The sequence below is a fragment of the Bacillus sp. FSL K6-0138 genome, assembly GCF_037982765.1.
GTDB classification, from domain to species: domain Bacteria; phylum Bacillota; class Bacilli; order Bacillales; family Bacillaceae; genus Bacillus; species Bacillus glycinifermentans.
In genome coordinates this window covers 2,544,481-2,564,515 of record NZ_CP150286.1, presented here as the reverse complement: position 1 = coordinate 2,564,515, position 20,035 = coordinate 2,544,481, and the positions used below count along the sequence as shown (strand labels likewise).

The following is a 20,035-nucleotide window of genomic DNA, read 5'->3' as shown; positions in this document are numbered from 1 at the left end:
AACCGAAACTTCGCAAAATGAATATTTTACCATATCACCCACAAAACCGAGGGTGTTTTTTATTATCCGAAGAAAAATGTTTAGTAGAAGGTGCATATTAATATGATTCACATATTTAATGTTTTAAAATGGTAGATAAGGGGATGGTTTACTGGATTTAAGATCGATCCCCAAGCTTTTACTCTTTTAAGAAAGGGGAAGCCGCCATGCAAAAAACACTTTTTCGAGGTGCAGCGATCGTCACCCTTGATCCGAAGCTTAAAAATATCGAAAAAGGGGACATGCTGATTGAAGGTTCAACGATTGTGGATGTGGCCGAATCAATCCAAGCTTCCGATGCAGAGGTGATCGATGCCTCAAATATGGTGATCATGCCGGGACTTGTCGATACGCACCGGCACGTATGGGAGTCCGTCATTCGGGGAATCGGCGCCGACTGGTCGCTGCAAACCTATTTAAACCGGATTTATTATGGGAATTACGGAGCGATGCGCAGGTCTGAGGATGATTGGATTGCAAATTATTCGGGAGCGCTCGAGGCGCTGGATGCAGGCGTGACCACCTTGCTTGACTGGACGATGATCGAATCGCCTGATCACACGGATCAGCTGATTGCCGGTCTGAAGGAAGCCGGGATCCGCGCGGTATTCGCCTTTGGAACGTCAGGCGATGCGGCATATTGGGACAGAGACAGCACCCTTTCCAACATGGATGAAGCAGAACGGGTGAAAAAAGCCTACTTTCAGTCAAACGATCAGCTTTTGACCATGGGGCTTGCGATTCGCGGTCCTGAGTTCTCATCATGGGATACATCGGTTTTTGAAATCAAAACGGCCCGGACGCTCGATGTTGTATGCAGCATGCACATCGCTTTCGGCAATTGGGGAGCGAAAGACCGTTCAATTGAAAAACTGCATCAAGCCGGCCTGCTCGGTCCTGACTTGAACATGGTGCATGTTAATGCCATTAGTGAAGAGGAGATGAAAATGCTGGCGGCGCACGGAAGCTCAATTTCCGTTACGCCGGAAATTGAGATGATGATGGGACACGGCTATCCAGTCACTGGACTTGCTCTGGAACACGGAGTGCCCCCAACCCTCGGCGTTGATGTTGTCACATCAACGGGGGGAGATTTATTTGCCCAAATGAAATTCGCCCTTCAGGCAGAGCGCGCCAAACAAAACGAAACACTGCTTAAAGAAGGGATCATGCCGGGGCCCGAATTAGGCATATTCGCCGAACAAATTCTAAAAGCGGCAACGATTGACGGCGCGCGGGCCTTAATGCTGGATCATAAAATCGGCTCGCTCACACCAGGCAAAGAAGCCGATTTCATCATGGTAAAAACGGACAGCCTCAATTTGCTTCCGCTTTCTGATGTCATAGGGGCTATCGTTCAGTGCGCACATCCCGGCAATATAGACTCCGTATATGTTGCAGGAAAGGCGGTAAAGCGAAATGGAAAATTGGTTGGAGTCGATCTTGATGACGTGAAAAAAAGAGCAGTGGCGGCTCGCGATCATATACTATCCCGCACTTCTGAAGCCGCTTTTTAAAATAAGACAAAACACAGCCCTTCCTAAAAGAAGGGCTGCATCATTTTTATATCATTCTTACATATTGTCTTTTCTCTTCATCTTGAATGACGACTCCAAGTTTTGCCAGATCTTTGCGCAAGATTTTTGCCTCATCATGATTATTGTTTTGTATGGCTCTCTCCCTTGCCAGCAAAAGAGCATTTACATGTGGGGGGAAGTCGGGATGATCCTCAACCCAGCGCTGATACTGATCTTTAAAAGGGTCTTGTTCTGTCCAATGATAACCGTGATTTTTAAAGGCTTCTGCAACATGTGAATTCTTAGAATCAATTTGTTCACGATACAATTCATTTTGATCAACACCGAGAATAACGAGATGCTTATTCTCAATATAAACTGCATAAATGTCTTTTTTCTCAATGATTTCTTCTTTTTCTTTAAATCTTAATCTCACGTTTTGTTCGGAAATGTAGACTTCAAGAATTTCGTTGAAAACATAATGAGAAAAGAACAAACCGGCAATGATGCCCAATACAGCAGCAATAACCGATACCCATAAGTGATTGAATGTAACAATCAATTCGATAGGTCCTTTAAAAGGAACGAAAGGAATGGTCAAAGCCCAATCTGCAATAGCAGGAAAAAACCACCCAAGAGCGGCCCCGAAAACGGCCGGAATGAGTAAAATGAATGCTTTCTCCAGTTTTGACGGTCCAATATACGTTTCCTGAGTCAATATCATTTCCTTCCTTTCATGGCATGACGAACGGCGAGTTCCCATGTTTCTTCAACATTCATTTCAACGCCCAGCATCATAAAGTTGCTTACATTATCAAGGACAAGCGCGAGGATATGTGCATTCCCTTTCGTATGTTGGGAAGATACGACGCCGAGTTCAACGCCGTAAGAAAGCAAAGAGTCAAATCCTTCCAGGAAGTGCTGCATCATTGCTTTCAGTTTTTCTTCATATTTTGGTCTGCACACTGCGCTTAAAACAAACTCATGCACCACTTTCAAAGCAGGGGAGCTGTTTTTATATTCTTCTACATAGCGCAGTCCATCTGCTACTAAACGTTTCTCAAAGTTTTCTTTCGTGTACTCATCGATCGGAAAATAAGCAGAGAAATGATGCTCATCAAATATTAAGTGAAAAAGGTGATCGATCAAATGTTCTTTGGACGGAAAATAATGATAGATCGCCGGTTTTGAAATGCCCACCTTTGCTGCAATCATCGATAAGCTCGTACCCTGCAGTCCATGCATGGAAATAAGAGTGAACGCCGCTTCAACAATCGCCTCTTTTGTTTTGCTTTCCTTTTTCAATAAAATCAGCCCTTTTTACAATCTATATATTTAATTTTACTTACCGGTAAGTAAAAAAACAAGGGAGGATATTTAAGGAATATCGAAAGAATTTGGCGGGATTCGCATGAAAAAGCGCAAATGTCCTCAACATCAATAAAACCCTTCTTTGCAGAGAAGGGTCAATTTGATATTACATTTTTCAAGGCATATACATCGTAAATTTGCCGTTTGCCGCCAGGCTGTTCAGCATGTACAGGCAGGATCCGTAATAATCGTCAGGAATATAGGCGCTGTTAAACGCATTGGCAAACCCTGTCCTTAATGAGGCATCGCTTGCTGCAGTCGCGCCGCCTGCATTGGCCGCGACCAGACCCATCGCACTGCCTTTTTTAACGGCCGTTCCATTCAGCATATATTCATGGGCCGTTCTCCCGTAGTTTTCCCGTTTCATAAACGTCAAGAACTTGTTAACCGCTTTTTGCTCGCTGGCGCGATATGCGTTATCTGCCGAGGACCACAGCGTATAATCCATGGCGACATGAGACACCGTCCGCCAGGCATCATAGCTGAAATTGCGGTCTGTTTCCGTTGAGGAATGCGCGGCGTCGCTTACACCGTCGAAGCCGGCTTCATCTGGGAAAAGGCCGGTGGCTGCATTGTTAACGGTTGATCCGTTATGTAGTACGCTTTTAAACGTCGTTTCAGACAAGTATTTTCGGGACTTGTTTGCCGCGTCTTTCCAAAAATACTGTTGGCTGCTTCTGGCACTTTTAGCAAATAGCTCGAAAAAAGCCGGCACATGATACGAAGGATCCGTCCAATTGACATAAGGGCCGAATCGAACCATCGCATAGCGCGGATCATTGCCGTTTTTAATAAAAATCCTTGATTCCTTGCTGGCGTTTGCGTATTCACCGTCACCGGCCAAGGCGTCAAGCATGTCCTGGGCACGCGCTTTGTAATCATACGGGTATTGTTTATCTCCCCAGCGGCCGGATGCCATCATGAGGGCTGCAGCAAACCAGACTTCGCCGTCAGATGCTACGTTCTGATCAATTGTTTGCACGTCAGAGCCGTTCGTTTTCATATGCCAGCGATGATAGCCGTACAAGCTGTCATTTTTGTCGGTATGGCGCATATATTTGCGGACGAAATCCCACAGCCTTTGGAATTTATACTCATCATTCATTTGCAGAGCGATCATCATCCCGTAGCTCATGCCTTCCGTTTTGACGCTGTAGTAGCCATTGCCAAGGTCATCGTCCAACGTCGAAGCGATGTAAGCCGAACCGTCTCTCATATAATGAAACAGTGAGCCGCCTTTCCCATCGCCTTTTGCATCAAAATATTTTTTGTAAGCCTGGTTCAAATTTGTTTTGCCGGTTGTACCGAGAATATCCGGAGTCCTGGAATGTACGGATGCCACGGCTGTTTGGGCAAAAGCTGCAGAAGAACATGTTAAACAAACAAAGACAGCCGCGATCCATTTTAAACATTTACGCTTCATTTCATCTCACCTTTCTAAAATTTGTCATGATGACAGACTAATATTAATTAATAGGGCTGGGAGTGTATAGATGATATTGAACTATTTTGGTTGGGCCGAAATGATTGATTTTACTCGGAGGGGCGAGGCGGCATAAAATTGAATGGGGGAGCGGAGTTGGTGATACAAACGAATAGAAATTACTATTGTAGGAGATACAAAAGTAGTAATAAATATTGAAGAAGTAGCGGTGTTTGTTGAAGAAATACAAAACACTACAAATAAAAAAGTCGCCCATAAATGAGCAGCTTATCTTGCCTTCCTTTTAGTCCAGGTTCTTTCGCCTTGCTTAAATCTTCCTTGCCGTCATAAGTTAATAAGATTTATAAAAATAATGAACGTTTGGATTGTTTTTATAAATTACCCGATCCAAAAATTTTCTTGCCAAAACATTTATCTCGCCCTTGGAAAATTTTAAAGAGAGAGGGGAGATACAGGTGCTAAATTCCTCTTATTTCTTGATAACCCATGTTATACTGAAAACCTAAATTGTTTCCTTACTGTATAAGCAAAACGAGAGGGGAAATAAACAGAAGTGTTTTACATATTTATGTTACTTTATATAATCGCGGGTACTTTTACTTAATTTTTTAAATGATTTAAGCAATGTCGTTTTAACTGTTTTGTTTACTATTTTCATTGGGGCGCTAGTGATTTATAGAATTGTTGAACGAAGCAAAAGGTAATGGGGGGAAATTCCTGATGAATGGTGAATGATGCAGTTCTTCACTCATAAATGAGTGAACCGAAAAAGAGAGCTACTTTCTTGCCTGTCTTACTATCCCATGAAAACAGAGAAAGAAGTAGATCCAGCAAACCCACTACGAGTTCCAGTACCCACATCACTTGTCACCTCATCGTAAATATCGGCAAATATGTTACCTTCATTAACCTGACTTCTTGGTGCTATTCCATTGAGACAGAGACATGACATAGAATAAAGAAACAATAGAATCAATGATAAATAATGTCCCAACCATCAGTTTTGTCAGTGTTCTCATATTACATCTTTTAGTCGTATAAGAGAGTATAAAAGAAAGTTATTTACAATGATAGGAATTTCATAAGATTTTAAAGAAAATTTAAGCTGATAAGCATCGTTTATAACAAATCTGTAAGGGAGGTCGTATAGAGAAAGAAAAGGGCTGAAATGAGCTATGGACTAAACTTTAAAAAAATGAATGGATAGTCTTGGGTGGTGACAAAAAAACAAAGTATTCATTAGGAAAATTAACTCAATTATTCGAATTTTTATGTAAATCCATAAAGAAACATGTTAGGGTTAATGTGTTTAAAAATTTTAAATAATTATCCCGAAGGATATAGTTTTATTTTGCGTATATGTAAAAATTTAAGATTCTCCGGTTGTAATCAAATATGCACCGAGAATCAATTGCTAAACGGGGTGAACTTAATGAACAACAAGAAAATTATTTTTGATATTGTGATGTACATTATTTTCGGTGTAATAGGTCTTTATTTAGTATCAAAAACTGATTTTGGAACTGGAGTATTTGTGTTTATTGCAATTTTATACCTCGCTGCAATTGCTTATAAAGTAAAGCAAGTATTTAGTAATTCTGATTCGTAAAGTGTAATATGAGGAGGGAATTACAAGAAAAGTAAGGATGCCTGACACATTTTATAAGTTATGATTTATACTCGAAGTGATTTTGTTCTATTCAAAAGCAAAACCCCCTCTAGGGAAGGGATCTTGATTTTGAATAAAAGAGGGATTTTAACGTACAACCTCGCATCTGCAAAAATAACTCTACAAATATCTACACGTATAGTACTGGAGTTGACACCTTCATAATCTCGCCATCCCTTATAAAAAAACGGGGGATGCGGCGGCTTAATGTAGAGACGATTTCATAGTTAATCGTGTTAAGCATTTCAGCGACTTCATCAACGGAAATCTCGGCTCCTTTTTGCTTACCGTAAATCACGACTTCTTCTCCTTGTTTACCTTCACCGTTCTCTCCTAAACTGACCATGATCATATCCATTGTTACTCTTCCCGCCACTGGCACTCGTTTTCCGCGATGAAGAACAAATCCGCGATTGGAAAGGGCACGGGAATAGCCGTCAGCATAGCCGATCGGGAGCGTAGCAATTACTTCATTAGGTTCTGCGACATATGTAGCACCATAGCTGACGGTTCGGGGTTCTGTCCGCATGGTTTTCACATAAGCGATGCGCGCCTTTAAACTTAATGCAGGCTCAAGCTTAACAAGGCCTAGCTGCTTGATATATGTTGAAGGATATAACCCATATAAGCCTATACCTAAACGAATCATATCAGCGCTAAACTCCGGGAAAGCGATGGCTGCAGCCGTGTTGCACATATGGACGGTGGGCAGCTCAATGCCCTGTTTTTTTAAAAAGCTGAGAAAACTGATAAATTTTTCGTGCTGCAGTTTGGTGAGTGTTGTGTCCGGTTCATCAGCTGTTGAAAAATGTGTAAAGATCCCTGTCCACTTGAGGAATTCGCTTGCCTTTAGCGCTTTCACTACTGCTAAAAGTTCTTCTTTAGTGCGTACACCTAATCGGCCCATGCCGGTATCCACGTTAATATGAACAGCCAGCCGGTTAGCGCTCGCTTCTTTTTCCAATATCTCGTTTGCTTCTTTAATCCAATCAACCTGAAATGCTGATAATGTTATATTCCAAGCCGCTGACTTCTTCACACAACTAAGGGATGTAAAACCAAGTACAAGGATAGGCGCTGTAATTCCCGCTTTTCGTAAAACGATTCCTTCCTCCACACTGGCTACAGCAAGCTCACTCGCCCCGTGTTCCAGTGCATGGCGCGCCACTTCTACCGACCCGTGACCATAAGCGTTCGCTTTTACAACGGCCATAATTTTGCTCTTATTTGGAATATGGTGGCGAATCGCTCGTAAATTTTTTTTATCGCATCAAGATTGACTTCGATCCAAACTTCTCGGCAAAGCTTATTCATCAACGATTCCTTCCTATAAAATAGTAAAACTCACTGACATCAATGGTAGGGTCTCTCTTAATCTAATTTTTATTCAACTTTAGCTGAAATCATTCAACAGTAAACCCATGATATATGAGAGGATCTCATCGATGCCCTGTAATATGACTGAAAAAACATCTGAGCAAAAATCATCAGCCTAAGTTGATGTGTTCGTTATTCATTAGCCTTCATATGAAAATAGCTAGAAGGCCGCGGGTAAAGTTTATTGGTAACATCTATTGTGAATCATGCATGAGGGAGGCTTCTTGCAAAAACAATCTTTTCTAAGTCGTACGCTGTTATGTCCGGCTTTGGTTCCGAAACGATGTAACCGTTGTTTTCAGCGATGCATACGATCCGATAGCGGCATAGCCGTAGAAACCGCCCATAAAGATACCGGCTATGAGGCTGTGCCGATGGCTGATGCAGACAGATATAATCAAACCGAGAGCCAGGGAAACTGTAGGCACATACTTTTTTGGAACCTTTAAAAAGATTTTGATGAGCTGTGTTATGAAGATGATAATTGGTACCGCTGTAACAGCATCCCATACATTCGTATGTATAATCGGGAAATCCATAAAAAGCACCACCTCACGAAATAGTATTCCTTTTTGAACAGGAAATATTTCAATTTTTCCGCTGGGACGGCCGACAGTATATATTTTTTTTCCGGTGTCCAGACTGGTTGTAGTGTCTATCCAAAAGATGGGGTGAAACCTGTGAACGAATATATCGATCTCATTATTCGGGCGGTTATTGCTTTTGCGATTTTATTGGCGGGATCAAAACTGCTAGGGAAACAAACGATTTCGCAAATGAATATTTTCGATTTCATCGCATCGATCACGCTCGGAGCGATTACCGCGAATTTGACTTTCAATTCCAATATTAAAATCCACCACCATGTAATAGCTTTTTTTATGTTTGTGGGCGTCATTTTGGCGACAGCGTACATCTCGATGTGGAGCCAAAAAAGCCGGACGTTTTTTGCGGGTGATCCGACAGTGGTGATTCAAAACGGAAAAATTCTCGAAAAAAATATGCGCAGCATGCGCTACACCGCGGACTATCTGAATCAGCAGCTCAGGGAAAAAGATATTTTCAATATTGAAGAAGTGCTCTTTGCCATTATCGAGACTAACGGCGAATTAACCGTACTAAAAAAACCGCAGTTCCGGCAGGTGACAAAACAGGATTTATGGCTTTCGGCTGCACCTGAATCGAAGCTTCCGATCGAATTGATCATGGACCGGAAAATTAAGAAGGACAATATGAAAGAAAATCAGCTTACCGAATCATGGCTCATGTCTGAACTGCAAAAACAAAACACCGCATTGGAAGAAGTATTTTACGCAGTCTTATTGCCTAATGGAAAAGTTTATATCGATACATACAAAGACCATATCCAATTCCCGGTTGATAAAGAGTAAGGTTACATCCCTAGCTGGTTTCTTTCGGCCCGATACGGTCATCATTATGGTAAAATGGTACTCGTGTGAAAAAAGCAAATGAATGAATCGGCGGAGAATATCGTGTCTTCCGCCGATTCCCCGTTTCGCTGATCATGCCGAAAGGTCTGTTTAGAAAGGATGGAATCACATTGAAAGCTGCGTATTATCGCTACATCATGCTTTTGCTTCTCTGTTTGACCGCAGGGATAGTAGATGTAATAGGGTACTTAAGCATCGGCCACGTCTTTACCGCCAACATGACTGGGAATATCGTACTGCTCGGACTGGCCCTCGGAAACTCTCTCCAAAAAACCGCCATGTATTCTCTCATCGCATTGCTCGGCTTCATCATCGGCGTAATCATTGCGTCTTTGATAGCCGGTAAACAGGAAAAATCCTTCTGGCCGTCATCCGTAACGACAGCGCTAATTGTCGAGGGGGGCGTTTTGCTTCTGTTTGCATGTCTGTCATCATTGCAAACGTCAGCAGACATATTGATTATACTGCTCAGCATTGCGATGGGGCTTCAGACAACTGCGGCTAGAAAGCTCGGTATCGCCGGTATTTCAACAACTGTCTTAACCGGGACGCTGGCCAACTTTTTCGAAGATATAAGCGGACGGTTTTTTAGCAAAAAAAAGCAAAACATTTTACATACAGATGCACTGCTCCGCGCTTTAACGATCGTGCTGTATTGTCTCGGAGCCGTCATTGCTGCGGTTGCCGAACCGGCTTATTCATTTGCGGTGGTATGGATTCCGATCGTCATCATTCTCTGGATCGTTATCACAGCGGGAATCAAGTTTAGAGGGGTTTGAAAATAAACATGCTTTGTACGGGATGAAGCCGGCCGAGGTTGCCCCGAAAAGCCACACCAAGAGGGAAGGGGCTTTTCGGGACTTCACAGATGACAAAACATAAACGATCATACCTTTTGATTATCGATTGTGATGGCGGCCTTGTTGCGCTTGTCATCATTTATGCCTCAATATCAAACTGAAAACGTCGAGCAACACATTGACACCATTCGTTTATTAACGCGGCCTATTCCTGTATTACCGTCAATTCTCCGGTGCCGTAAATAAGTGTGACGGTCTTCCCGTTCTTTTCGTACGTTCCAGCAAGGCCCGTTTGTTCGAGATGATGCCAGCCCTGCTCCGCGATTTTCATCAGGTAAACCGGGCTCGGACCGTTTTCTTCTTTAGCCGGAAAGTAGGTATATGCAACCGCTATTTTCCCCTTCTCGTATTCGTTCGTTTCCTTGATTTTGGCGAACAATGGTACTGGGAATGCCGATTCAGCGGCGGAACTTTTAAAACTGTAAAATAGAAACAAGCCGAGCGATAATAATATAAACATCCACAAAAACAGCGTTTTTTTCATCATTCTATCTCCTTCCACCATATATAGTCGAAAGAATAAAAATAAAGATACATAGATGCACAATTCTTGATTTGGTATATAATGAGAACATCCTAAATAAGGAGGCGTTTTTATGAAGTGCAGAAAAACAATCGGGGTACAAACTAAGGGGGGAAGCGCATCATCTGCCCTATAAACTGCGTGATTCCCCCTGACATGCGGGGGTATCATTTTGGTGGAAAAGGATTTATATTCAGAGACGGAAAAATCCGTTCATCAGGGAAAAACAGCGTTTGGCTGGCTTAGCTTTGTCGCGTTTTTCAGCGTCATGAACGAGACCGTATTTAATGTCGCATTGCCCGACATTGCAGCGGATTTTGGCGTGCAGCCATCCGCGGCCGGCTGGGTGAATACAAGCTTCATCCTTTCGTTTGCCGTCGGCTCGATCATTTACAGCAGAATTTCCGATATGTACGGTTTAAAAAGACCGCTTCTCATCGGCCTCATGACATATGGAGCCGGCTCTTTATTTTGCATGCTTGCACACGCATATTTTCCGGCCGTCATTTTCGCGCGCTTTTTGCAGGGCGCCGGCGCATCGGCCGTGCCTGCGCTGATCATGGTGATGATCACGCGCTTTGTTTGTTCAGAAGACCGCGGAAAATCGTTTGGAATCGTCGGTTCATTGGTGGCGGCGGGGGAAGGCGCCGGTCCGGCGATCGGGGGAATGATCGCCCATTATATTCATTGGTCATTTCTCTTTCTCCCGCCGATGGCAGTACTCTTGTCTGTTCCTTACTTTTCCAGGAGGCTTTCTGATGAAGCGGTCTCGAAACGAAGCATGGACGTTCTGGGGATATGCCTGCTGTCGTTCGGCATTGTGATGTTTGCGCTGTTTACCGCACAATACCGCGCAGTCTATATCGCGGCAGGCGTTCTGGCGCTCTGCGGATTTGCGTTTTACATCCGCCGGGTAAAACATCCTTTTATCGAGCCGTCTTTATTTTCAAATCGAATGTTTGTCGTGATCGTTTTGTCAGGATGCATATTATTGGGAACCGTTGCCGGGTTTATCTCAATGGTGCCTTATATGATGAGAGCCGTATACCATATGAGTGCCGATACGATTGGAGGCGGAATTATATTTCCCGGAACGATCGGCGTCATCTTTTTCGGTTTCCTAAGCGGTGCATTGGTAGATCGGTTCGGCAATCGTCCGGTGTTTTCTCTCGGAATAACACTTATTGCGGCAAGCTTTGTCGCCGCATCGCAAATCGGCGATCGGGCGCCGTGGGTCATGACCGCGCTGCTTGTGTCCACGTTTTGCGGCCTCTCGTTTATCAAAACGGTAATTTCCAGCAGTGCCTCAGAAACTTTGAAGGAAGAGGAAGCCGGGGCAGGCATGGGAATCCTGAATTTCGCCTGCTTCCTATCTGAAGGAATCGGCATCGCCTTTGTCGGCGGCCTGCTGACAATTCCGGAGTTTGACATTCCGTTCCTTCCGGCAATGGGACACGAAAAGGCAGGGAAGTTCAGTTATATGCTGTTCCTTTTCACAGCTTTTGTGCTGGCGGGCGGCTTGCTGTATGTACTGACTGGCAGACGGAAAAAACGTTGAATTTTTGCTTGAGCGGCTGGGTTTGTAATATGACCCGGCCGCTTTTTAGCGTGCTTGGGAGGGGACGCATTCATGAAAAAAAAACAGCTTCATTGCAGCGGCTGGGGACGGCTTCTGCATCATTAACCTTCAAAAGTCGGGCTGCTGGTATCACCGGGAGCCCGATGGATCTCGTCATGTCAGATGGCGGACAACTGCTTTGACCGCTTGAAGTGATCCCTTTAAATAGTAGTGCATGGGGTAATTTCATCAGATGAGATATTTTTGTTGCAGGAAATGAGGTGAAAGCTTTTCTTTTTAAAGGATTTTTCTGCGAATTTTCAGGAAAATCATCTCAACATTTTTAAAATCTGTCCGATATGATTCATAGATTAAAAATTGTACGGCACAGGAGGAGACCATATGCTTATCGTGACAACGGATACGATCGCGGGTCATAACATACAAGAGGTTAAGGGAATCGTCACAGCGAGCGTTGTTCAATCGAGAAACATCGGAAAAGATATTTTGTCAGGTTTGAAATCTATGATTGGCGGAGAACTGAAAAATTATACAGAAATGCTTGAGGAATCGAAGAGAATGGTGAAAGAACGCATGGTGAAGCAGGCGGAGGAATCGGGAGCAAATGCGATCGCCGGGTTAAGGTTTGAACTCTCTGCAGGACAGGGTACCTCTGAATTAATCGGGTATGGAACGGCTGTCATCATTGATTAAACTTTCGGAGTATCAGGAGCAGGCAGTCCTTAAAACGCCTTATATCAAGGCGTTTTCTCCGACTGTTCCGATCCTTTGCGGCCTGTGAAAAGCTGGGGATATTTTCGATAGATGATGATCATGATGATCATCATGTATATGCCGTAGATGCCGAAGGAAAGCAGCTTATGTTTGCCGAAATTGGCGCCGGCAATCGATATGATGAGAGCGTTTGGGATTTTTCCCAGCGTTGAAGCGGCAAAAAAGACCGCCCATTTGATGTTGCTCAATCCGCAGACCGTATTCATGACAACCGCAGGAATGACGGGGATCAGCCTGCCCGTAAGCACGGCGGTAAAGGCATTCTCGTTAAAATAGCCTTCATACTCACCGATTTTCGGGAATTTTGAGGCCTTTTTTCTTGCCCAGTCCCTGAATCCGTAACGGGACAGAAAGAAAAGCAGCATCGTGCCGAGCATCGATCCTGATAACGTAATCATAAGGCCGCTTCCGATTCCGAAAACCGCACCGTTCATGCCGGCGGTGATGGCAAACGGAACGACAGGGAAAAAGGCGCAGGCCGCCATAAGCAGGATGCTGAATGCGACCGAATAGCTTCCGCCTGCTTTGATCATTTCAAGCCAGGCTTCTTTATGTAAAAAACCGATTATGATGATGGCAATCATCATAGCGATGCTGAGTAGTTTTTTTACCATTCCGATTGTTTCGCTGCCTCTCTTCACAATTTACGTTACATCTTTAACAAAGCGCTTTCCAGATAAGCCAAGATGTCATCGGCTTTTGACAAATTGCAATTGCTGAGCATGATGAGAACCTTCTTTTGATCCATGTAACGGTTGATCGAGCTGATAAAACCGTGGACTTCACCGTCATGCCAAATTTTATGCTTATTTTGTTTATTAATGAACCACCCGTATCCGATCCAATTGTTTTGAACGAGCGCGTCTAGCGGACCTTCGCTTACAAAAGCCGGCTTGTTGATACAGCTGTACAAGGCTTCTTTCAGCGATTTTTTCGTCACCAACTTCTCAGTATACAGCGCCCGGTCCCACAAATACAAGTCTTCGACAGTCGAGTAAAGCCCGCTTTCCCCATGACCGTATATGATGGGGGCTTGTACCGATCCACGGTTGAGGGCTAGATAACCGACTGTCGGGAAAATATCTTCCGGCGACGTGAAAAACCCCGAGTTTTCCATGCCTAACGGATCAAGTATCAACTGTTGAATGTTGTTTGCATAAGAATCGCCTGTGACGGTTTCGATGATTTTAGCGAGCAGGATATAGCCCGAATTGCTGTAATTAAACCTTTGGCCCGGATTGAATTCGAGCGGTTTTTCCATAAAGCAGGAGATGTATCGGTCGAGTGGAGAAAGCTCTAATTCGATATCGAGCAGTTCTTCCCCCAAAAAGTCCGGAATACCTGATGTATGGCTTAATAAATGTTTGATGGTGATCCTGTCGCCGTTTGGATAGTCGGGCAAATAGAATCGAATGGGGTCTGTTGTGCTCAGCAGCCCTTTTTCTTGCAGCTGCATGACTGCAATAGCGGTAAACTGTTTTGTCAAAGAAGCGATTTGATAGCGTGATGCCGGCCCGTTTTTCATTTTATCCTTGTAATTGGAGTATCCGTAGCCTTTGGACAAAATCACGCCATTGCGGTCGGCCAGCAGGATGCTGCCATTAAAATGATTTTTGGATGCTTGTTCCATTAAATAGGCATCGAGATGATCTGCTGTATATTCCAATAAAACCAATCCTCTCATATTCTATAATTCATTAAGTAGAAAACGGTATGTTGAAAAGGAATGTAAATAGCTGGGCGCGCCAAACATAACATTATAAAAATTTTCGGAGATTTTCCATATTTCTCGGTATAATTTAAGCTAAATTTAAGTAAAATGAAACAAAATTATGACAAAATAGTGTTGGCACTTGGGAGACGATTTGGCTGTTTCCCAGGTGCCTTTTTTATCTAAAATGAAACAAATATAAGGCGGCAGTAACGAAATGAGGAAGAAAGTCGAGGTTGCGCCCGGAGATGAGTCTAAAGATCCTCCTTTTATTTCTTGAGAAAAGGACTATATTAGTATTTTTTAATTTTACTTTAATTTTGAAGGGTTTTTCCTTTATTATCTATAATATGTTCATTACTATGTATTGGAAGAAGCCTTTCGATGCGGCGCTTCAGCTGCAGGCTTAAAACATTGCGGGAGGTAATAAAATGGAACAAAAACATATCGCCATCTTCAATATTCCGGCTCATGGACATATTAATCCGACACTGGCTTTGACGAAAAAACTTGTTGAGCGGGGGTACCGGGTGACGTATCCAGTCACGGAAGAATTCACAACTGCTATTGAAGAAACGGGGGCAAAACCGCTTCAATACCGTTCAACCTTAAATATCGATCCTCGCCAAATTCGGGAAGTGATGAAAAATAAAGAAACGGCACAACAGATGCCGGAAATGTTTAAAAAAGAAGTTGACGAAGTTCTTCCTCAGCTGGAAGCGTTTTATGAAAATGACCGGCCGGACCTCGTCATTTTTGACTTTATGGCGATGGCAGGGAAGATCATGGCGGAAAAATTTGGGGTGAAAGCAGTTCGGCTTTGCTCGACATACGCCCAGAACGACCATTTTCACTTCAGGGCGATGGCGGAAACGATTCAAATGGGAAAGAACGCAGAACAGCTTCCTGACTTGAATAATGCCAATATTCCGTATTTTGAAGAAATATTTCAGCCGGCAAACCTTAATATTGTCTTTATGCCGCGCGCTTTTCAGCCATACGGTGATACGTTTGACGAACGCTTCCGGTTTGTCGGTCCGTCTCTTGCCGAGCGTAAATTCCAGGAAAAAGACATACCGCTTGTCAAGGATGACGGCCGCCCTGTCATGCTGATTTCACTGGGGACAGCCTTCAATGCCTGGCCTGAGTTCTATGAGATGTGCATCGAAGCGTTCAGGGATACGAAGTGGCAGGTCATTATGTCGGTTGGAAGGACGATCGATCCCGAAAGCTTCAAAGACGTACCTGAAAACATATCGATTCATCAGCATGTTCCGCAGCTTGAAATCCTTAAAAAAGCAAAGCTGTTCATCAGCCACGGGGGAATGAACAGTACGATGGAAGCATTGAATGCAGGCGTTCCGCTCGTCGTCATTCCGCAAATGCCGGAACAGGAAATCACGGCCCGCCGCGTGGAAGAGCTCGGGCTTGGAAAGCACCTGCAGCCAGAGGAAACAACTGTTCGCTCCTTGCAGGAAGCCGTTTCCAAAGTTGACGATGACGCACAAATGCTGAACCGGGTAAAGGACATGCAAAAGAACATCAGGGAAGCAGGGGGAGCGGAAAAAGCCGCCGATGAAATCGAAGCGTTTTTCAAATTGTTGACTGTAAAATAATTATGTAAACAATCATATTTCTGGGGGGGACCTTTCGGGTTCCCCTTGATTTTTTCTGCTGCCTTCTGGCGGCTTTCATGGTTTTGAAAAAATGCTGACCGAAGCGGCGATCGCCGGATGGTTTAATAACTTCGCAGAAACCGCTTTTGTCTCTGCATGGCCTGAGTGACCCGGCCGGCATCATCAAAAGGATACAACCATTCACTTGCCCGGTTTAAGTAAATAAATCGTATTGTCTTATGTTGCAGCAAATCCGGGTTCTCTTTTAGCAAAACCTCCTTTTATACCCCGCTATTCGTCTTGTCCTCCCGGCGAACCAGGGCTTTTGTCATCGCGCAGAAGCATCTTAAAGACCGCCTGTTGTTTAACGAAGTCAGAAAGAGGCTAAGAAGTATACAGTGCCACATTTTGAACATACTACATCTATTCATGTGTCACTTTTTAGAACGTACTGACTGGGAGGAAGCATTATGTCAAAACAGGGCAAATTCAAAAAAACGATGACATTGCTTGATCTTATATTGATCGGTATGGGAGCGATATTCGGTTCAGCCTGGCTGTTTGCCGTCAGCAATGTCGCATCAAAAGCGGGTCCGGCGGGAAGCTTTTCCTGGATTATCGGAGGGGTGATCATCCTGTTGATCGGTCTCGTGTATGCTGAGCTAGGCGCCGCTTTGCCGCGTACGGGAGGGATTATCCGCTACCCGGTTTATACGCACGGCCACCTTGTCGGCTATTTAATTTCCTTCATTACGATCGTTGCGTATACGAGCCTGATTTCGATTGAAGTAACGGCTGTCCGACAGTATGTGGCCTATTGGTTTCCCGGCTTGACGATAAAGGGGTCTGAATCACCGACGATCATCGGCTGGCTTTTGCAATTTGCTTTATTGTGCCTGTTCTTTTTGCTCAATTATTGGAGTGTAAAAGCATTTGCCAAATCCAATTTGATCATATCTATTTTTAAATATGTTGTCCCGCTGACAATCATTGTCGTTCTTATGTTTCATTTTAAAGCGGCCAATTTCGCAACAGGGGATTTTTCCCCGTTTGGTTTTGCCGGCGTTCAGGCATCCATTTCGACAGGCGGCGTCATGTTCGCGTATCTCGGTCTTCATCCGATCGTTTCGGTTGCAAGCGAAGTGAAAAACCCGCAGCGGAATATTCCGGTCGCCTTGATCATATGCATTATCGTTTCAGCTTGTGTTTATACGATTTTGCAAGTGGTGTTTATCGGCGCGATTCCGACCGATATGCTTGAAGACGGCTGGAAGGCGATTGGCAAGGAATTTTCTCTGCCGTTTAAAGATATCGCCGTTTTGCTTGGGCTGGGATGGCTTGCGACCCTGGTTGTACTTGACGCCATTTTGTCTCCGGGCGGGAACGGGAATATTTTTATGAATACGACTTCCCGTTTAGTGTATGCATGGGCGCGGAACGGCACGCTGTTTCGCGTGTTTAAGAAGATGAACAAGCCGACCGGAATTCCAAGGCCGTCTTTATGGCTGTCTTTTGGGCTGGCCGTTTTCTGGACGCTGCCGTTTCCGTCTTGGGATGCGCTCGTCAATGTTTGTTCGGTTGCATTGATCCTTTCCTATGCGATTGCTCCGGTATCAGCGGCGGCTTTGACCGTCAATGCAAAGCATGTCGAAAAGCCCCTCAAAATTAAAGGAATGGCGGTCATTGCGCCGATTTCTTTCATCTTTGCTTCATACATCGTCTACTGGTCGGGATGGAATACGGTTTCGTGGCTGCTCGGTTCCCAGCTTGTAATGTTTGTCATTTATTGGGCTTGCATAAAATTCGTACCGACAGACAAGGTGCCGTTCGCACAGCAGCTCGCCTCTTCGTGGTGGCTTGTCGGCTACTATATAATGCTCCTGATCTTTTCCTATTTGGGCAATTTCGGCCTCGGCCTCGGCGTATTGAGGACACCGTATGATTTGATCCTGATTGCCGTCGGTTCAATCGCCGTATTTTACTGGGCAAAATATACGGCACTGCCTGAGGCCGTCATCGATTATGATGAGAAAAAAGAAGAACAGGTATAAGTTTCATGGATTAAAAAAGGAACCTGCCGGAAACTGCAGGTTCTTTTTATGCTACATTTGAGGCAAATCTTTTGCCGTTTCAGAAGATTCATATCCATGTTAATTTGTGCCGATAAGTCGGCCGGATGGTAGTACCCTTTTGATATCATATAATTTGTGATTTGCTCGTGCGTATCAATCGCGTCGTTTAAATATTGCTGCAGCGTCGCTCTTACTTCAGGGGAGGTTGTTTCTGTAAGGGCGGTTGCAATGTTTCTAACGCCCGTTTTCGCCGTAATTAAAAAATCAGTTGCAATCACCTGTTCAGTCATTGCTCCCATTCCGGTCATGTTTTGGATGAATTCGTTCATAGGTTTTCACCCCTTGCTGACAGCAACCCTTGCAAATGCTCGATCTGATGTTTTGTTTGAGAAGCGTCCCGTTCGAGAATGTCTCGAAGTTCCTGATCTTTTACAAGTCCTGTCATCGTTGACGACTTTGTCAGGCAAAGATTTTTGAACATCAGAAGTTCGTGGAGTTCCAGCGTTTCGTGAATCGCGTTGTTCAAAGAAAAACATTCCTTTCGTATTAAGTTTGGTATTCGCAGTATATTTTGGGGTTATCGCGTTAATTTATTCGGTTTTTCAGCTTGCAATTTTTTACTTATCGATTTGGATTTAGGCATTTCCTGCTAAGCCTTGCGCACGCGGAAGAATTTCGTCAGCAGCCATGTCCCTTGCGGAAAATGAAGCGTCAGCTGCCATACGCCTCCGCCGTCAAGGTCATACTCCCGCATCAGGAGCATTTTTTTGCCGATGCTCCGCGAGTCTTCAAACCAAACAACATGTCTTTTGCCTTGTTCATCGGTATATTCGAAAAACGGGGATTCATATTCTTTCGCATATTGAATCGGAGCTTGATGCCGCATGGCAAGCCGAATCGCATCAAGATTTGAATTTCCCGGATAGGTGACGCCGGGCTGGTACGGAAGAGTCCAGTTATAGCCGTAAAGCGGAAACCCGAGAATGATTTTATGTTTTGGCACCCGGCTGAGGGAAAATTGTATGGTTTGCCTTACTTCATTGATCGGTGCAACAGGGCCGGGCTCACTTGCCCCGTGATGCCAGTCGTAAGCCATGATAAACAGCAGATCGGCCACCGAGCCGATTCCGCCGTAGTCATAGCCTCGTAACCAGGGAATATCCTCGCTTGTTTTCGGCGGCACGGCAATCGTCAATACGTATCCGGACGGCTTAAGCCGCTCTTTCAGATCGCGCAAAAAACCGGTAAATGAATCCCTGTCTTCCGCCGCTACATTTTCAAAATCAATATTAACTCCCGCATACCCTTTTCTAGAAATGGTGCCTGCAATGTTCCCGATCAGGTTTCTTCTGGCTGCGGGGTTATTCAGCACTTGATGAACCAGCGCCGAGCTGAAGCCTGTTTCAGTTAAAATTGGTTACCGTCATGAGAGGGGGGGACGCGACGCCTCCAGGCCGTTTGAACAGCAGGCAAATCATTGATGTCATTTAAAGAACCGTCATTTGAAAAATGATATTCAAAAAACGCCAGGTATGTGGCGTAAGGAGCGAAATCATTGATCAGCTGCTGATCTAATTGAGGGTTTCTCAGTTCGTAGTATCCTAAAGCCGTGATCGGTTTTTTCGGCAACTCGGGGATCGTGATTCTCATGCCTGGGCGCATGGCGGCAGGCGCGATGTGCGGGTTTGTTCGTTGCAGAAGTGCCGCGGATACAAATGCCCGGTCGGCAATTGAATAAAAATTGTCTCCATATTGAACGGTATATGTATAAAGCGGGATTAAAAGGGCCTGTCCCGGAACGATATTCGTTTCGGTCAGGCCGTTGGTCAATCGGATTTGATCAATCGGAATGCCGAATGCTGAACCGATGGAAAACAAAGAATCTCCAGGCCGAACAGTATAAATAAACAACTGCCACACTTCCCTTGATTTGATATATGCTATTTCTATGATGGCCGCGAACGGATCATGCCCGCATTTCAGAATGGAAAAATTCTTGACTGTTTGGTCTAAAAAGGTTATTGTATACGAT

General features: G+C 44.3%; 16 protein-coding genes and 3 pseudogenes. 8 read left to right on the top strand and 11 right to left on the bottom strand.

The features are described from left to right. The first annotated feature begins 206 nt into the window (after window positions 1–206). A complete protein-coding gene (locus MHB78_RS13580) occupies window positions 207–1,556 on the top strand; it encodes an amidohydrolase family protein (protein ID WP_046132467.1) in 1,350 nt (449 codons plus the stop codon). A gap of 46 nt (window positions 1,557–1,602) precedes the next feature. Here MHB78_RS13580 and MHB78_RS13575 read toward each other — a convergent pair whose 3' ends face one another. From MHB78_RS13575 to MHB78_RS13565, 3 genes are all read right to left on the bottom strand, one after another. Continuing rightward, window positions 1,603–2,280 carry a hypothetical protein gene (locus MHB78_RS13575; protein ID WP_231947459.1) on the bottom strand — a complete coding sequence of 226 codons (678 nt, stop codon included), beginning with the start codon at window positions 2,278–2,280 and terminating at the stop codon, window positions 1,603–1,605. After that, window positions 2,277–2,861 carry a TetR/AcrR family transcriptional regulator gene (locus MHB78_RS13570; RefSeq protein ID WP_046132469.1) on the bottom strand — a complete coding sequence of 195 codons (585 nt, stop codon included), beginning with the start codon at window positions 2,859–2,861 and terminating at the stop codon, window positions 2,277–2,279. The genes MHB78_RS13575 and MHB78_RS13570 overlap by 4 nt, the downstream gene beginning before the upstream one ends. 181 nt (window positions 2,862–3,042) lie before the next feature. Continuing rightward, window positions 3,043–4,350 carry a glycosyl hydrolase family 8 gene (locus tag MHB78_RS13565; protein ID WP_046132470.1) on the bottom strand — a complete coding sequence of 436 codons (1,308 nt, stop codon included), beginning with the start codon at window positions 4,348–4,350 and terminating at the stop codon, window positions 3,043–3,045. A 1,453-nt stretch (window positions 4,351–5,803) separates the two neighbouring features. On the opposite strand from MHB78_RS13565, the gene MHB78_RS13560 reads away from it, so the two are divergent. Then, entirely contained in the window at window positions 5,804–5,980 is a 177-nt protein-coding gene (locus MHB78_RS13560) for a hypothetical protein (protein ID WP_046132471.1), read from the top strand. A gap of 190 nt (window positions 5,981–6,170) precedes the next feature. Here MHB78_RS13560 and alr read toward each other — a convergent pair. Both alr and MHB78_RS13550 read right to left on the bottom strand, forming a co-directional pair. Next, window positions 6,171–7,354 (bottom strand): annotated as a pseudogene (alr, locus tag MHB78_RS13555) (alanine racemase). A 320-nt stretch (window positions 7,355–7,674) separates the two neighbouring features. Further along, complete coding sequence (locus tag MHB78_RS13550) at window positions 7,675–7,956, bottom strand: hypothetical protein (protein WP_046132472.1); 282 nt, start codon at window positions 7,954–7,956, stop codon at window positions 7,675–7,677. Between the two features lie 141 nt (window positions 7,957–8,097). Here MHB78_RS13550 and MHB78_RS13545 point away from each other — a divergent pair, with 141 nt between their 5' ends. Both MHB78_RS13545 and MHB78_RS13540 read left to right on the top strand, forming a co-directional pair. Further along, entirely contained in the window at window positions 8,098–8,808 is a 711-nt protein-coding gene (locus MHB78_RS13545) for a DUF421 domain-containing protein (RefSeq protein WP_046132473.1), read from the top strand. A gap of 170 nt (window positions 8,809–8,978) precedes the next feature. Beyond that, the gene (locus MHB78_RS13540) at window positions 8,979–9,647 is read left to right on the top strand and encodes a YoaK family protein (RefSeq protein ID WP_046132474.1); all 669 of its coding nucleotides are present in this window, start codon (window positions 8,979–8,981) and stop codon (window positions 9,645–9,647) included. Between the two features lie 226 nt (window positions 9,648–9,873). On the opposite strand, the gene MHB78_RS13535 is transcribed toward MHB78_RS13540, so the two are convergent. Then, complete coding sequence (locus tag MHB78_RS13535; RefSeq protein WP_046132475.1) at window positions 9,874–10,212, bottom strand: hypothetical protein; 339 nt, start codon at window positions 10,210–10,212, stop codon at window positions 9,874–9,876. 214 nt (window positions 10,213–10,426) lie between these two features. Between MHB78_RS13535 and MHB78_RS13530 the strand changes: the two genes are divergently transcribed. Continuing rightward, entirely contained in the window at window positions 10,427–11,809 is a 1,383-nt protein-coding gene (locus tag MHB78_RS13530) for an MFS transporter (protein ID WP_231947460.1), read from the top strand. Window positions 11,810–12,211: 402 nt separating this feature from the next. Beyond that, a complete protein-coding gene (locus MHB78_RS13525) occupies window positions 12,212–12,523 on the top strand; it encodes a YbjQ family protein (protein WP_046132478.1) in 312 nt (103 codons plus the stop codon). A gap of 44 nt (window positions 12,524–12,567) precedes the next feature. Here MHB78_RS13525 and MHB78_RS13520 read toward each other — a convergent pair whose 3' ends face one another. Together MHB78_RS13520 and MHB78_RS13515 are read right to left on the bottom strand one after the other, a co-directional pair. Beyond that, window positions 12,568–13,218 (bottom strand): TVP38/TMEM64 family protein, encoded by a 651-nt coding sequence (locus tag MHB78_RS13520; RefSeq protein WP_046132502.1) that lies wholly within the window; start codon window positions 13,216–13,218, stop codon window positions 12,568–12,570. Window positions 13,219–13,253: 35 nt separating this feature from the next. Then, window positions 13,254–14,270, bottom strand: coding sequence for a serine hydrolase domain-containing protein (locus MHB78_RS13515; protein WP_046132479.1), 1,017 nt, complete (start codon window positions 14,268–14,270; stop codon window positions 13,254–13,256). A gap of 476 nt (window positions 14,271–14,746) precedes the next feature. Between MHB78_RS13515 and MHB78_RS13510 the strand changes: the two genes are divergently transcribed. After that, a complete protein-coding gene (locus MHB78_RS13510; protein WP_046132480.1) occupies window positions 14,747–15,931 on the top strand; it encodes a macrolide family glycosyltransferase in 1,185 nt (394 codons plus the stop codon). Window positions 15,932–16,401: 470 nt separating this feature from the next. Continuing rightward, entirely contained in the window at window positions 16,402–17,982 is a 1,581-nt protein-coding gene (locus tag MHB78_RS13505; RefSeq protein WP_046132481.1) for an APC family permease, read from the top strand. 51 nt (window positions 17,983–18,033) lie between these two features. Here MHB78_RS13505 and MHB78_RS13500 read toward each other — a convergent pair. The 3 genes and pseudogenes from MHB78_RS13500 to MHB78_RS13490 form a co-directional block, all read right to left on the bottom strand. After that, window positions 18,034–18,332, bottom strand: a pseudogene (locus tag MHB78_RS13500) (spore coat protein). Next, complete coding sequence (locus tag MHB78_RS13495) at window positions 18,329–18,529, bottom strand: hypothetical protein (RefSeq protein ID WP_046132482.1); 201 nt, start codon at window positions 18,527–18,529, stop codon at window positions 18,329–18,331. The pseudogene MHB78_RS13500 and the gene MHB78_RS13495 overlap by 4 nt, the downstream one beginning before the upstream one ends. A gap of 123 nt (window positions 18,530–18,652) precedes the next feature. After that, window positions 18,653–19,914: pseudogene (locus MHB78_RS13490) on the bottom strand (glycosyl hydrolase family 18 protein). Window positions 19,915–20,035 lie beyond the last annotated feature (121 nt).